Annotated in this window: 13 protein-coding genes; 4 read left to right on the plus strand and 9 right to left on the minus strand. The window is 70.4% G+C overall.

Annotation, left to right across the window (positions count from 1 at the left end):
- Positions 1 to 136 precede the first annotated feature (136 nt).
- Complete coding sequence (locus DEJ30_RS10245; RefSeq protein WP_110861062.1) at positions 137 to 2707, minus strand: RNA helicase; 2571 nt, start codon at positions 2705 to 2707, stop codon at positions 137 to 139.
- Positions 2708 to 2829: 122 nt separating this feature from the next.
- On the opposite strand from DEJ30_RS10245, the gene DEJ30_RS10250 reads away from it, so the two are divergent.
- A complete protein-coding gene (locus DEJ30_RS10250; RefSeq protein ID WP_110861064.1) occupies positions 2830 to 3843 on the plus strand; it encodes an LLM class flavin-dependent oxidoreductase in 1014 nt (337 codons plus the stop codon).
- A gap of 478 nt (positions 3844 to 4321) precedes the next feature.
- Here the strand turns inward: DEJ30_RS10250 and DEJ30_RS10255 are convergent, their stop codons facing one another.
- Positions 4322 to 6754 carry a glycoside hydrolase family 3 C-terminal domain-containing protein gene (locus DEJ30_RS10255; RefSeq protein ID WP_181420093.1) on the minus strand — a complete coding sequence of 811 codons (2433 nt, stop codon included), beginning with the start codon at positions 6752 to 6754 and terminating at the stop codon, positions 4322 to 4324.
- 223 nt (positions 6755 to 6977) lie between these two features.
- Here DEJ30_RS10255 and DEJ30_RS10260 point away from each other — a divergent pair, with 223 nt between their 5' ends.
- Entirely contained in the window at positions 6978 to 7568 is a 591-nt protein-coding gene (locus DEJ30_RS10260) for a TetR/AcrR family transcriptional regulator (RefSeq protein WP_110861068.1), read from the plus strand.
- Between the two features lie 48 nt (positions 7569 to 7616).
- Here the strand turns inward: DEJ30_RS10260 and DEJ30_RS10265 are convergent, their stop codons facing one another.
- From DEJ30_RS10265 to DEJ30_RS17850, 3 genes are read right to left on the minus strand one after another with little or no spacing between them, the layout of a single operon-like run.
- Positions 7617 to 8048, minus strand: coding sequence for a hypothetical protein (locus DEJ30_RS10265; protein WP_110861070.1), 432 nt, complete (start codon positions 8046 to 8048; stop codon positions 7617 to 7619).
- Positions 8045 to 8776: an SAR2788 family putative toxin gene (locus DEJ30_RS10270; protein WP_110861072.1), complete on the minus strand. Its 732-nt coding sequence runs from the start codon at positions 8774 to 8776 to the stop codon at positions 8045 to 8047. The genes DEJ30_RS10265 and DEJ30_RS10270 overlap by 4 nt, the downstream gene beginning before the upstream one ends.
- Complete coding sequence (locus tag DEJ30_RS17850; RefSeq protein ID WP_146238555.1) at positions 8773 to 9561, minus strand: S8 family serine peptidase; 789 nt, start codon at positions 9559 to 9561, stop codon at positions 8773 to 8775. Before DEJ30_RS17850 ends, DEJ30_RS10270 begins: the two co-directional genes overlap by 4 nt.
- Before the next feature lie 142 nt (positions 9562 to 9703).
- Here DEJ30_RS17850 and DEJ30_RS10275 point away from each other — a divergent pair, with 142 nt between their 5' ends.
- Entirely contained in the window at positions 9704 to 10567 is an 864-nt protein-coding gene (locus DEJ30_RS10275) for an NAD(P)-dependent oxidoreductase (RefSeq protein WP_071245140.1), read from the plus strand.
- A gap of 3 nt (positions 10568 to 10570) precedes the next feature.
- Here the strand turns inward: DEJ30_RS10275 and DEJ30_RS10280 are convergent, their stop codons facing one another.
- Both DEJ30_RS10280 and DEJ30_RS10285 read right to left on the minus strand, forming a co-directional pair.
- A complete protein-coding gene (locus DEJ30_RS10280) occupies positions 10571 to 12157 on the minus strand; it encodes a methyltransferase (RefSeq protein ID WP_258369895.1) in 1587 nt (528 codons plus the stop codon).
- Positions 12154 to 12519, minus strand: a complete 366-nt coding sequence (locus tag DEJ30_RS10285; RefSeq protein ID WP_110861074.1) for a helix-turn-helix transcriptional regulator — start codon at positions 12517 to 12519, stop codon at positions 12154 to 12156. The genes DEJ30_RS10280 and DEJ30_RS10285 overlap by 4 nt, the downstream gene beginning before the upstream one ends.
- A gap of 103 nt (positions 12520 to 12622) precedes the next feature.
- On the opposite strand from DEJ30_RS10285, the gene DEJ30_RS10290 reads away from it, so the two are divergent.
- Entirely contained in the window at positions 12623 to 13879 is a 1257-nt protein-coding gene (locus tag DEJ30_RS10290; RefSeq protein WP_110861128.1) for an MFS transporter, read from the plus strand.
- Here the strand turns inward: DEJ30_RS10290 and DEJ30_RS10295 are convergent.
- Entirely contained in the window at positions 13876 to 14310 is a 435-nt protein-coding gene (locus tag DEJ30_RS10295; RefSeq protein ID WP_110861076.1) for a TIGR02611 family protein, read from the minus strand. The genes DEJ30_RS10290 and DEJ30_RS10295 overlap by 4 nt on opposite strands.
- A gap of 130 nt (positions 14311 to 14440) precedes the next feature.
- Positions 14441 to 14773, minus strand: a complete 333-nt coding sequence (locus DEJ30_RS10300) for a TraR/DksA C4-type zinc finger protein (protein WP_110861078.1) — start codon at positions 14771 to 14773, stop codon at positions 14441 to 14443.
- Positions 14774 to 14820 lie beyond the last annotated feature (47 nt).

A 14820-nucleotide genomic window follows, 5' to 3' on the forward strand; every position in this document is an offset into this window, starting at 1 on the left:
AGGTCCCGTCGCGCCGTTCCTGCTGCGTGATCTGGTCCCCAGACGCCGGGTCGACGCCCGAGCGCGTGGTGGTCGTGGTGCGGCGACCCCCACGCCGGAGCGGCCCCGAGCCCCGAGCCGACACGCCCCGCCCCGCTCAGTCGACGTCGACCTCGGCCCACCCGTCGAACCGCCCGATCTCGGTGACCCGCACGACGGCCTCGCCGACCTCGTCCGAGGCGTCCAGGTCGATCGTCGCCGAGAACCCGAAGTCCTTGTCGCCCTCGGGGTCGGCGAAGATCTGCCGTGCCTTCCAGACCCGGGGTGACGCCGTGGCACCACTCTCGTCCAGCACCAGGTACTGCATCGAGCGCGCGTCGGCATCGGTGCCGATGGTGTCGTGTTCCTCGTAGTACTCCTCGAGCACGTTGTCCCAGGCCGACCGGTCGAAGCCGACGGTCGCGTCGAGTTCCCCGAGCCCGTCGATGTCGTCGGCGGCGGCGAGCAGCACCCGCTGGAACAGGGCGTTGCGCACGAGCACCCGAAACGCCCGCGGGTTGCCGGTGAGCCGTGCGGGCTGCGGCGGCGCGATCTCCTCGTGCTCCTCGGAGGCCAGCAGGACGTCGCCGTTGAGCAGCGCCTCCCACTCGTCGACGAGCGAGGAGTCGGTCTGCCGCACGACCTCGCCCAGCCACTCGATCAGGTCGTCGAGCTCCTGGGTCCGCTGTTCCTCGGCGATGGTCTGCCGCATGGTCCGGTACGCGTCGGACAGGTAGCGGAGCACGAGCCCCTCGGAGCGGGTGAGCTGGTAGAAGCGCACGAAGTCGCCGAAGGTCATCGCGCGTTCGTACATGTCGCGGACGACTGCCTTCGGGGACAGCTGGAAGTCGAGCACCCAGGGCTGTTCTGCGGCGTAGGCCTCGTACGCGGCCTCCAACAGCTCGGACAGCGGGCGAGGCCAGGTGACCTCCTCGAGCAGCTCCATCCGCTCCTCGTACTCGATCCCCTCCTGCTTCATCCGGGCGACGGCCTCGCCGCGCTCCTTGAACTGCTGCTGCGACAGGATCGCTCGCGGGTCGTCGAGTGTGGCCTCCACGACGGACACCATGTCCAGCGCATAGGTGGGAGAAGAAGGGTCGAGCAACTCGAACGCGGCGAGCGCGAACGGTGACAGCGGCTGGTTGAGCGCGAAGTTCGGCGCGATGTCGACGGTCAGACGATAGCCACCGTCGACCTTCTCGATCACCCGGGCGTTGATGAGGGTCCGGGCGATGACGAGTGCCCGCCGGGCCATCGCGAGCTGCCGGGAGCGCGGTTCGTGGTTGTCGTAGACCAGCGACCGGACGTCCGCGAAGGCGTCCCCGCCACGGGCGACGACGGACAGCACCATCGCGTGCGTGATCCGCATGCGCGAGACCATCGGCTCGGGCTCGGCTGCGATCAGCCGTTCGAACGACGCCTGCCCCCAGGACACGAAGCCCTCGGGCGCCTTCTTCCGCTTGATCTTGTTCTTCTTCTTCGGGTCGTCGCCGGCCTTGGCGACGGCGCGGGCGTTCTCGATGTCGTGCTCGGGTGCCTCGGCGACGACGTCACCCTCGGTGTCGTACCCGGCGCGTCCGGCACGACCGGCGATCTGGTGGAACTCCCGCGCGGACAGCTGGCGCATCTTCGTGCCGTCGAACTTCGTCAGCCCGGTGAACAGCACGGATCGGATCGGCACGTTGATCCCGACGCCCAGGGTGTCGGTGCCGCAGATGACGGGCAGCAGGCCGCGCTGGGCGAGCTGCTCGACGAGCCGTCGGTACTTCGGCAGCATGCCGGCGTGGTGCACGCCGATGCCCGCCCGGATCAGGCGCGACAGGGTCTGTCCGAACCCGGCGCTGAACCGGAAGCCGGCGATGGCGTCCGCGATCTGGTCACGGCGTTCGCGCGTGGCGACCTTCGCCGACATCAGCGACTGCGCCCGTTCGAGGGCTGCGGCCTGGGCGAAGTGCACGATGTAGATCGGCGCCTTGCCCTCCTCGAGCAGCCGTTCCACCGTCTCCTGCACGGGCGTCATCACGTACTGGTACTCGAGCGGCACGGGTCGGGAGACACCGGTCACGCGGGCGGTGGGCCGTCCGGTGCGTCGGGACAGGTCGTCAGCGATCGTGGTGACGTCGCCGAGGGTCGCCGACATGAGCAGGAACTGCGCACGCTCGAGCACGAGCAGCGGCACCTGCCACGCCCAGCCGCGGTCGGGGTCGCCGTAGAAGTGGAACTCGTCCATGACGACGACGTCCACGTCGGCGTCCGGCCCCTGCCGCAGGGCCAGGTTCGCCAGGATCTCGGCGGTGCAGCAGACGATCGGCGCGTCGGCGTTGACGCTCGAGTCACCGGTGACCATGCCGACGTTCTGCGCACCGAACAGCTCGACGAGCTGGAAGAACTTCTCGGACACCAGCGCCTTGATCGGCGCCGTGTAGTAGCTCCGCTTGCCCTCGGCGAGCGCCGCGAAGTGCGCGCCGGCCGCGACGAGCGACTTCCCGGTGCCGGTCGGCGTGCTCAGCACGACGTTCGCGCCGGAGACGAGCTCGATGACCGCTTCGTCCTGCGCCGGGTACAGCGGCCGGCCGCCCTCGGCGGCCCAGTCCGCGAAGGCCTCGTAGACCTCGTCGGGGTCGACGACGCCGTCCACCGCCGCCGGGATCGCGGCGACGAGCGGGGGCACGGTGGTGACGTCGGTCATGTGCCCATCCTCCCAGGTGCGCATGTGCCGGACGGGAGGCCCGGTGCGGCGCCGCCACGGGCCTCCCGTCCGCCCGGTCACCGACTCGGGCCCATTTCGATACGTGCGCATAGACTCGCGTCATGCGCGAACTCGGCTTCCTCTCCTTCGTCCCGAACCACGGTGGCACCGGGGGCGCCGCCGGCGCCCTCGAGGACGGGCTGCGCCTGTTCGAGACCGCCGAGTCGCTCGGCTACGGGACGGGCTGGGTGCGCGGACGGCACTTCGAGCCGTACCTGACGAGCCCGATGACCTTCTTCGCGGCCGCAGCGCAGCGCACCAGCAGCATCGCGTTCGGCACCGCCGTGCTCGGCATGCGCTACGAGGACCCGGTGCGCCTGGCCGAGGACGCCAGCACGGTCGACCTGCTGAGCGGCGGCCGGGTGCAGCTCGGCATCAGCACGGGCATCGCCGGGTACGGCCCGATCCTCGACCCGGTGTTCGGCACGGTCGACCGCAGCTTCCGCGACGAGGCCGAGGCGCGCGCCGCACGCCTGCTCGAGGTCCTGCAGGGTGAGCCCCTCGGCAGTGCCGGCAAGGGCTACGAGAGCATCCCCGCCGGGGCCGACCTGACCCTGCAGCCGCTCAGTCCGGGCCTGCGCGACCGCGTGTGGTGGGGCGGCGGCAGCATGGGCACGGCGGTCCGCACAGCCGAGAAGGGGCTCCTGCTGCACTGCTCGACCCTGAACACCGAGGACACCGGTGCGCCGTTCGCCCAGGCGCAGGCCGACCAGATCGCCGCCTACCGCGACCGCTTCGCCGAGCTCCACCCGCAGCGCGAGTCCAAGGTCGCCGTGGGCCGGATCGTCGTGCCGCTCCTCGACGACCACGACCGCGCCGTGCACCAGGAGTTCCTGACCGGCTACGCATCGGGCATGGACGACGAGGGCCGGCCGCTCTCGGGCACGCCACCGTTCCGGTTCAGCAAGGTCCTGTCCGGCGAGCCGGCCGCCATCGTCGACGCACTGCTCACCGACCCGGCTGTCACCGCCACCGACGAACTCGTCATCACCCTGCCGGCGAACGGCGACCGTGCGGCGCACGAGCGGATCCTGCGCATCGTGGCCGAGGAGATCGCACCCGCCCTGCGGGCCTGAGCACCGGCACCGCCGGCCTGATCACTGCGAGCCTGCCACCGAGAGTCAAGGGCATCCGGTGGGCTCTGGACGAGTTGGTGAGTCTCACAGAGCCCGACCGGATGACCATCTCGTCCCTGATCCGTACGAGATGGTGCACCCATCGTTCCACCTACCGAGCGGTTTGTCACACCGATCCGCGCACCCGGGACGTAGAAAGTTGACCAAGTGTCACTCGTTTTTCCGATGCGGGACGAAGTGCGTCAACCGGTTCACCGAGGCGGTTCCGCGCCGGAACGACGAATGCGTCCCCGCGCGGACGCGGGGACGCATTCTGGGACGCACCGGGGAGGCCAGGGCAACAACGGCCGGATCAGGAGACCGAGTCGCTCACCCAGCGACCCCGTAGTCGGTGCGTGCGCGGACGGTAACCAGCCGACTCGCGCAGAACGATGTTACTGAATGGAGTTGGGAGCTACGCGGAAACCGGACGACTTCGTCACTCCAGTTCGAGGGACGCGGTTCCGGCGTCGTCGACGACCGAGGCGCCGACGTGCAGCGTGAAGGTCCCCGACTCGTACTGCCACGAGCCGTCCCAGTGGGCGAAGGCACGCGCCGGGACCTCGATCGAGACCTCCGTCGAGGCGCCCGCGGCGAGCCGGACCGGGGCGAACCCGACCAGCCAGCGCACCGGGCGGTCGACCCCCGACTCCGCACGGGACGCGTAGACCTGCACGACGTGCTTGCCGGCGCGGTCTCCCGTGTTCGCGACGGTCGCCGTGACGATGACGGCGTCACCCTCGCGCACGGTCGGGGTCGTGGACACGCCCTCGATCGACCACGTGGTGTAGCCGAGGCCGTGCCCGAACGGGTACGCGGGCTCCGTGCCGGCCCGCAGCCAGGCTCGGTAGCCGACGTGGACACCCTCGTCGTAGGAGACCTTGCCGTCCACGGGGGTGACGTCGAGCACCGGGACGTCGGCCATCGCGACGGGCCACGTGGTGGGCAGGCGACCGCCGGGCTCCTGCGCCCCCGTCAGCACGTCGGCCAGGGCGTTGCCGTACTCCTGCCCGCCGAACCAGGTCAGCAGCACCGCGGCGACGTCGTTCCGCCACGGCATCTCGACCGGTGACCCGGCGTTGACGACGACGATCGTGTTCGGGTTCGCCGCGGCGACGGCGCACACCAGGTCGTCCTGGTGGCCGGGCAGTGCCAGCGAGGACCGGTCGTAGCCCTCGGACTCGACCTTCGAGTTCGTGCCGACCACGACGACCGCGACGTCCGCACCACGGGCTGCGTCCACCGCGGCCTCGATGAGCACGGCGGGGTCGTCGTCCGACGGCTCGGTGCCGAACTGGTACGCCAGCACCCCACCGAGCGTCTCGTCCTGCACGACGTCGTACTCGATGCGGATCGCGACCTGCTGCCCCGCCGTCACCTCGACCGGCACCGACCGCGCCGGCGGGTTGAGGAACGCGGCACCGAGCTGGTCACCCTCGAACGGCACGTCCTCGTCGAGCAGCAGCTCGCCGTCGATCCACATGCGTGACCGTCCGGCCGCACCGATGCCGAACCGCACGGTCCCGGTCGACTCCGCCGTGTAGGTGGTGGTGATGTCGAGCCGGTCGGCTTCGCGCGTCGGGGCGTCGCCGCCGAACCAGAACAACGCCGTCGCGCGGCGGTCCTCGACGAACAGCTCCTCGCCGTCCTTGACGAAGGCGATCCGGGCTCCGGGCTCCCCGGTGCCGGGGTTCGTGATGGTGGACAGCGGGAACTCTGCGATGCCCTCCTGCACGACGGCGCCGATCGCGTAGTCCACGCTCGCGCCGGGGAACGCTGAACGAATGCCGTCCAGCGGTGACACGACCTGCGACGGCACGACCGTGGCCGAGCCACCGCCCTGCGTGCGGGCCTGGTCGGCGTTGTGCCCGATCACCGCGATGCGTGACACGGCAGGGGCGTCGAGCGGCAGGACACCGGTGTTGCGGACCAGGACCGTGCCCTCGGCCTCGGCCTCGCGCACGAACGCGATGCCGTCCTCGACGTGTACGGGCGACGCGGCGACGGGCTCGAAGCCCTCGAGCGCGCCGACGCGGGCGGCCAGGGTCAGGATCCGGCGGACCTTGCGGTCGATCGCCGCCATCGGCACCTCGCCGGACTGCACGGCTGCGAGCAGCGGGCCCTCGCTCCACCACGGGTTCGGCCCGGGCATCGCGACGTCCTGCGACGCCTTCGCCGAGTCCACCGAACGCACACCGGTCCAGTCGGACACGACGATCCCGTCGAAGCCCCACTCCGAGTTGAGCGGGGTCTCGAGCAGGTCGCTCTCCGACGCCGTCACGCCGTTGATCGCGTTGTACGACGACATGATCGCCCAGGCGTGCGCCTCGGTCACGGCCTTCTCGAACGCGAGCAGGTACAGCTCGCGCAGGGCACGGTCCGACACCTCGGTCGACGCGGTGAAGCGGTCGGTCTCGTAGTCGTTCGCGATGTAGTGCTTCGGGGTCGCGGCGACACCGTTCTCCTGCACGCCGTCGACGTACGACGCGGCCAGGTCGCCGGTGAGCACCGGGTCCTCGCTGAACGCCTCGAAGTGCCGGCCACCGAGCGGGGACCGGTGCAGGTTGATGGTCGGGCCGAGCACGACGTCGACGCCCTTGCGGCGGGCCTCCACCGCGGCGGCGGCGCCGTAGCGCTTCGCGATCGCACGGTCCCACGACGCACTCAGCGCGGTCGCCGACGGCAGGTTCAGCGACGGGTCCCGCTCGTCCCACACCTCGCCGCGCACACCCGACGGACCGTCCGACATCAGGATGCGGCGCAGCCCGATCTTCTCGATGGGCCAGGTGGTCCAGAAGTCACGTCCGGTGAGCAGCTGCACCTTCTCGTCGGTGGTCAGCTGGCCGAGGAGCGCATCGATGCGCTCGGTCATCGGCGTCGCCGGACTGGAGGCAGTGCTCGCGTCGTTCACGGTGGTCACGGTGGTCGGTCCTCTCGTTCAGGGCCGCGGGGCGCCGCCTGGACAGCCGGGGCCTCGTCGCCCACACCCACCATCCACCGGGTTCGCCGCCCGCGCTGGCAGCTCCTGCACCGTACCACCCAAAACCAACCGTTGCTTGGTTTTCTGGGTCTCCTGTGGGCGGTACAGTCTGGCCATGGCACGACGGGGTTCGTACGCAAAGGGCATCGCGAAGCGCGAGGAGATCCTCACGGTCGCGCTGGACCTCGTGGCGTCGCAGGGCTTCCGGCGGACGAGCATCAAGGACATCGCCGACGCCGTCGAGCTGACCCAGGCCGGCCTGCTGCACTACTTCGACTCGAAGGACGAGCTCTGGGTCGAGATCCTCCGCCGCCGTGACGAGCTCGACCTCGCGCACGACTGGCAGGCCGCGGACCCGGCAGCCCTGCTCGCCGCGATCGTGCGGCACAACGCCGAGGTCCCGGGGCTGGTGCAGATGTTCGTCAACCTGTCCGCCGCGGCCGCCACCGACGCCGAGCACCCGGCGCACGAGTACTTCCGCGAGCGCTACGAACGCAGCCGCCGCGACCTGTCCGCCGACTTCCGCACCATGCAGCAGGACGGACGGCTGCGGTCCGACATCGACCCCGACGAGCTCACCAGCGTCCTGCTCGCGGTGTCCGACGGCATGCAGATCCAGTGGCTCTTCGACCCCACCCGCGACATGGCCGAGCACGTCGAACTCGTCGCCCGCCTCGCGATCGCCCAGGTCACCCCCACCGCCTGACGGGAGGCGCAGCGCACGTCCGCACCGAGCCTCCCGCCGGCCAAGTGGTCAGGGCAAGCGCACGGCAGCGAGTTCGTCCGCCGCGGTGCTCCACGCGCGGACCTGCGTCTTCGAGAGGGGTTCCTCCGGAGACATCGACCAATCTGAGATGTTCCGGCCCCGCATCTCCCGCGCGAGGTGGTCACGCACCGCTCGCTTCGAATCCGTCGACAAGGCCGCTCCGTAGTGCTCCGCACCAGGAACGTCGGCCAGTTCGGTCAGGTACGCCTGGCAGAACCAATCCGCTGCTTCGGCCCGCAGGTACGGGCTCTCGAGCGTGGCGTACCAGCGGCGGAAGAACTCGTCGTACGGGCCAGAGTCCTGCATGAACCCACCAGAAGCAAAGAGGAGTTCACGGACCCGCTGAGGGGTGAGCCCGCGGGCGGCTCGGACGGCATCACCGATCCTTCCCCCGTCGACGAGGCTCGCTATCTCGCTCATTTCACCCATCCATTGCTGATGTGACCGCCGGTCGACGTCCGAACGGTGATCGTCCGCCCGCTGTATCGCCACGTGTAGTCGATGTGGTCACGCGCCTTCGCTGAACGTCCGTTCGCGACAGCCCTGCTCATGAGGTCTGCGACCTTTGCACGTGTCGTACCACCCACGTACCGCCAGTTGTGCTTCCGCGCCATGATATGAGTCCACTTCGACGTTGTGAGGGACAGCGCGTACTTCTTCGCGGCGCTCTGGGTCGCGGCCTTCGAGAACTGGCGGATGGCCATCTGGATACCCACACGAGCAAGCACCACCAGGATCAGCGGCAGAACCTGCGCTTCGGTGGCTGTCGTGTCGATGAAGTGCGTCTCACCTGTCGAGTCCGAGGTGAGGAGCGCGGAGAAGTTCTCGTCGTCGACGATCGTGAGGTCGCTGATCGAGTACGTGTCCTCGAGCGCATCCCCCTCTTGGGCAGTCTCAACGCTCACCGTGTCGATCACGTTGCCGTCGATCGCGACGACAGCCTCACCGTCCATCCCGAGTTCCGACTCGATCTGGGTGGAGACGGACGCCTCACCAGCAGGATTCCCTTCCGTCACCACGGAGATGTCGACGGCCGCCGCATCAGGATCACGGTCCACGGGTTCGGCAGACGCGGGCGCGACAAGGCTGAACACCATCACTGCCGTCACCAACACGCCGACGGGCGGTGTCCACTTGGAGAGCTTCATTGGTTCTTCCTTTCGGTACACCGCAGCACTGGAACGCCGCGGTCGTCTTTGACGCCACGACGCTGCGCGTCGCGGAGCAAGTCATCGCGGGACACAGGCCACCCGGCACAACGGATCACCGCGGCGACGGCCGATGCGGCTGCGATGCTCGTCCCGGAGACCTCACCGCCAGAGCCGAGGTCGACGTCAACACCGAGTGCGCTGACGTCGCCGTCACGTGGCGACGTCGACGCCCGTGCCCCGGAGTGATCCACACTGGACACCGAGAGCACGGATTCGTGATCAGCGGGGAAGGACCTCGCACCGATCAATTCGTTTCGCATGCTGCTCACCACGAGGACGTCGTTGCGATCCGCGTTCCGCAAGGCAGCCCGAAGCGCGGCCGAGTCGAAGCGACTGCTCAGAGCGATCAACACGATGTCGGCTCCACTGCCGACGGCCCATTCCACGCCTTGGGCGATTGAGTCCGGAGTGGCGGGGTGATTCGGCGTCGCCACTCGTACGTCGAGAAGTGATGGGGTTCCCTCACCGAACTCGGCGAGAACTGCCGCCGCGAGCAGGTCAGCATGGCCATCAGGCGACTCGTCCGGAAGGTTCGGCGCGATCCAAGTTTGTGCTGCACCCGTTCGCCCGAGGGATGGCGTCATCCCGCCGTCCACGATCGCGATGGTCCGCTCGCTGGCTTCACCCGCCGGTGCCCACATCGGGTCGGACGAACAGCCGGCAAGGCTCGATGACAGCACGACCGCCGCAACGATCGTTCCTCGCCGAATCACGATGCCCACACTGGCATATGAGCGTTGAAATTTGCAATGACAGATTGTGTCAGCTCCGGGGTACGGACAGGGCCTGGTCGCGTCAGGTGCGGCGGGGCAGGATGGTCGGTGCCCGCCAGGGTGTGTTCCGACGACGATGTGGAGTGACGCGATGACGCGTGTAGTGGTGACCGGTGGCAGCGGCAAGCTCGGACGAGCGGTGGTGCGCGACCTCGATGCGCACGGGTACGACGTGGTCCTGCTCGACCGTGTCCCCTCGCCCGACAAGCCCGAGCGTGTCCCGTTCGTGCGGATCGACCTGACCGACCACGGCCAGGTCCTGAACGCCCTGCTCGGCATCGACGACCGGTACGACCACGTCGACGCCGTCGTGCACCTCGCGGCGGTGCCGGCCCCGGGGCAGGTCCCCGACGTGGCCCTCATCACGAACAACGTGACCTCGTCGATCAACGTCTTCCACGCCGCCCGTGCCGCGAAGATCAAGAACGTCGTGTGGGCGTCGAGCGAGACCCTGCTCGGCATCCCGATGGGCGAGCACCACCCGCCCTACCTGCCGGTCGACGAGGAGTTCGCGGTCCGCCCGCAGTCGTCGTACTCCCTCGGCAAGGCGGTGGAAGAGGAGATGGCCCGCCACTTCACCCGCTGGGACCCGGAACTGAAGATGATCGGCCTGCGCTTCTCGAACGTGATGGACGAGACCGACTACCCGGCGTTCCCGTGGGACGCCACCCCCGAGGCGAAGACGTTCAACCTGTGGTCGTACATCGACTCCCGCGACGGGGCCCAGGCCGTCCGCCGGGCACTCGAGGCCGACCTCACCGGGTTCGAAGCGTTCGTCATCGCGAGCCCCGACACGGTGATGGACACCCCGACGATCGAGCTCGTCGAACGCTTCGTGCCGGACATCGAGCGCCGTGCGGACATCGACGGCGTCAGCTCGCTGCTGTCGTCGGAGAAGGCGCGCGAACTCCTCGGCTACACGCCCGAGCACAGCTGGCGCGACCACCGCGCCTGATCGTCAGGCGGCGGGGACGAGCAGCCCGTCGAGCACCAGGTCGCGCGCCGCAGGCAGCAGGTCGGCGGCGAGCGCCTGCTCGTCCACCCCGGTGATCTGCGCGAGCGCGCCGATGATCGCGGCGACGGACAGGTCGCCGTCGCACGCACCCACGAACGCCGCGAGTGCGGTGTCCGCGTCCACCCGGCGCCCGAGTCCACCACCCTGCACCAGGGTCATCACGGTGGGGTCGTCGTTGCCCGGCCAGTAGTACCGCTCCTCGGTGACGTCACCGGCCACCGACAGGTGGGCGGCGGCGAGCGCGGCGTCGTCGTGCGCGGCGAGCCAGGCTGCCGCGTCGAGGACGCGGGCGACCGTCGCGCCGAGGCCCGCGGGGTTGGAGCCGAGCGTCTCGGGGACGCGCTCGAACCGGCGGAGGCCGGACGGGCCTCCCGGCAGGGGGCGACGCATCACGACGTAGCCGAAGCCGACGCCGGTGACGCGACGGTCCGAGAAGTCGTCGAGCCAGGCACCCATCAGGGTGTCGAACTCGGCCGTGCCGGGCTTCGTCCCGCCGTCGCGGATCCAGGTCTCGGCGTAGGACGTCGGGTCCTGCCGCTCGCGCTCGATCACCCACACGTCGAGGTCGGTGTCGGCGAACCAGGTGCGCACGCGGTCCAGGCCGTCGACGCCCCAGTGGTACTCCCAGTTGCCGAGGAGCTGAGCGGTGCCACCGGGCTCCAGGTGGGCCTCGAGGCCGCGGAGCACCGTCTCGACCAGGGCGTCGCCGACCATGCCGCCGTCGCGGTACTCGTACGACGGGACGCCCTCGCGACGGGGTGTGATGACGAAGGGCGGGTTCGAGACGATCCGGTCGAAGCGCTCCCCCGCGACCGGTTCGAACAGCGAGCCGAACCGGAAGTCGATGCCGTCGATGCCGTTGAGCCGGGCGTTGAACCGGGCGATGTCGAGGGCACGGCGCGAGATGTCGGTGGCGACCACCTGGTCGGCGAAGCGCCGCGCGTGCATGGCCTGGATGCCGCACCCGGTGCCGAGGTCGAGCACACGCTCGACCGGGACGGGCACCTGCAGGCCGCTCAGTGTGGTGGTGGCGCCACCGATGCCGAGCACGTGTTCCTCGCTGATGGCGTGCCCGAGGGCGAGCTCGCCGAGGTCGGAGACGATCCACCAGCTACCGGCGCCGAGGTCGTCGACGAAGGCGTAGGGGCGCAGGTCGACGGTGGGGTGGACGAGCGTGTCGGCGCCTTCGCCTTCACTACGCAGCAGGCCCGCGGCGATGACGGCGTCGAGCCCGGCGGTCGGGAACGTCGCCGCGGCCTCGGCCCGCGCCACCGGCAGGCCGAGCACGAACAGCGTCGCCAGGGTGCCGAGCGGCGTGGTCTCGCGGGCGGCGAGCGCACGGAGGGCGGCGACCCGCGAGCCGCGGTGCAGCGATGCGGCGGCCTCGGCGCCCCACAGCGAGTCGAGCCGGTCGACGGTGAAGCCGGCCGCCGTCAGGTCTGCGGCGAGCGCCGGAGTGACGGCAGGGTCCGCGACGATCGACGGAAGCGTGTGCGCAGCGTCCACGCCGGTGGTCGCGCCGGCGCTCACGAGGCGATCCCTTCGCGCAGCAGCGCCGCGGGGACCTGCCAGTCGAGCACCAGGTCGAGGAGCCCGGGGAACCGCTGCTGCACGTCCTCGACGCGGACGCGGCTGACGCGGGTCAGGCCCTCCAGGTGCTGCTCGAGCAGACCGGCCTCGCGCAGGACTCGGAAGTGGTGGGTCAGCGTGGACTTCGGCCGGTCGATGCCGACCCAGCCGCAGCTGCGCTCACCCCCGGCCGCGTCGACCAGGTAGCGGTGCAGGATCGCGAGCCGGATCGGGTCACTCAGGGCGTCCATCACGACCGGGAGGTCCATCTCGACCACGGACGGCTGCGGCAGCCGTTCAGGAGCATCGACGTGCGCGGGCATGGACGGGACGCTACCACCGTTCGGCTTGCTGTACGACTTGCGTCGTACTGTTCGAGTGCGGTACGAATGCAGTCGTACTGCACGGAGATGGAAAGGGGTGCGCATGCACCAGTCAGCTCGTTCGGTCGCCGGGTTCTGGATCCTGGCGGCGATGCTCCTGGTCTCGGTCGCGTCGTCGGCCGTGCCGTCGCCCATCTACCCGGTCTACGCAGCCGAGTGGCACCTCACCCCGCTCATGCTCACCGGGGTCTTCGCCATCTACGTCGCCGGCCTGCTGGCGAGCCTGCTCGTCGCGGGTCGCCTGTCCGACCACGTCGGCCGCAAGCCCGTGCTGGTCGTCGGCGGCCTGGGCGTCGCGCTGTCGCTCGGCCTGTTCGCGATGGCGGACGGGGTCGTCGCGCTCATCGTCGACCGCATCGTGCAGGGTGTCTCGGTCGGGCTGCTCATCGGCGCCCTCGGTGCGGCCCTGATCGACAACTCCCTCGAACGACACCCCACCATGGCCGGCGTGCTGAACGGCGTCATCCCGCCGATCGCCCTGGCCACCGGCGCGATGTCGAGCGGTGCCCTGGTGCAGTGGGGTCCGGCGCCGGAGCAGCTCGTCTACCTGCTGTTCGGCGCGCTCCTCGTGCTGCTGGTGCTCGCGCTGTTCGTCGTCCCCGAGCAGGTGCAGCGTCGCCCCGGCGCACTCCGCTCCCTGCGCCCGATGATCAGCGTGCCGCGGTCCTCACGCCGGCTGTTCCGCGGTGTCGCCGGCTCGCTCGTCGCCAGCTGGGCCCTCGGCGGCATGTTCCTGTCGCTCGTCCCCTCGGCGCTCGGCACGGTGTTCGGCATCACGAACCACTTCGCCGCCGGTGCGCTCATCGCCGTGGTCACCGGCGTCGGCGCCCTGACCGGCCTGGCGATCCAGCGCATGGACACCCGTCGCGCGGTCCTGCTCGGGCTCGTCGCGCTCGTGCTCGGACCGATCGTCACGGTGTCGTTCGTGTTCGCGCACTCCCTGCCGGGCATGGTCGTCGGGAGCGCCATCGCCGGTGTCGGCTTCGGTGCCGGGTTCCAGGCGCCGCTGCGGATGCTGCTCGCCACCGCCGCCCCGACCCACCGCGCCGGACTGCTCTCCACGATCTACGTCGTCAGCTACCTGGCGTTCGGGGTGCCCTCGGTCATCGGGGGCCTGCTCGAGCCCTCGGTCGGTCTGGTCCCCGTCATCGCCGGGTACGGCGGCTTCATCGTGCTCGCCGCGGTCGTCGCCCTCGTGCTGCAGATGTCGTCGACGGACGCCGCCGAGGTCGAGGAGCACGCCGCCGAGGTCATCGAGCGCACCGCAACAGGCTCGATCCGGGTCGCCTCCGCCGACTAGCGGGCTGTCCGCCTGGTGCGCGCACGCACCCCGACCGTCCGCGCCGCACCGGTGTGCGCAGCATCGACGTCGGCCTTGCCCCGGTCTGCAGCATCGCGCAGGCGCTTCGGCCCGTGCCGCTTGGCCCAGTCCCAGAAGCGGTGCAGCTGCGCCCGGAGCCACGTGATGATCCTGTGGAAGAAGTGGAACTCGCTCGCCAGCACCGTGAGGCCGATGAACACGACGAGCCACCCCGGCCCCGGCAGCGGCACCAGGATCAACCCGACGATGACGACGATCCCGCCGACGATGCCGACGAGCACCTTGTAGAGCAGGTGCACGTGCGGCCGCGCGTGGATCCACGTGCGCAGGCGGTGGAACCACTGGAAGCGCTGGCGTGGCGCGCCGTCGGCCCGGGCGTCGCCGGGTCGGTCGTTCGGGTCGCCGTCCATGCCGAAAACGTAGGGCGCGCGGCTGGGAATCAGCGGCGCAGGCGGTGGACGCGGGGTGCGCATGCCGGGAGGCACGGGGCCGGGGCAGGCCGCGCCTCCCGGCCGTCAGGCGGCACCGATCGCGTACCCCTCACGCGTGCGCGACGCACGTCGCCGCCCACGGGACGGCGGCAAGCCGGGCCTCCGGGATCGACTCACCGCCGACCGCGCAGCGGCCGTAGGTGCCGTCGTCGAGTCGTGCGAGCGCTGCGTCCACCTGGCGGATCCGCAGCCGGGCGCCGTCGCGGACCGCACCGAGCGAGCCGCGTTCCCAGGCCAGGGTCGCGCCCTCCGGGTCGTGCTCGTCGTCGGAGTTCGCGTCCTGCCGGGCGTCGCTGACGTCGCGCATGCTCCGCTCGACCGCAGCGAGCAGCCGTGCGTTGCGGACGCGTTCGGCCTCGAGCGCGGGGCGGGGGTCCTCCATGCCGGCCACGGTAGTCGCGGCGGAATGGCCCTGCCTCCGGATGCGTT

Origin of the sequence: Curtobacterium sp. MCPF17_003 (genome assembly GCF_003224385.1) — a bacterium.
GTDB lineage: Bacteria > Actinomycetota > Actinomycetes > Actinomycetales > Microbacteriaceae > Curtobacterium > Curtobacterium flaccumfaciens.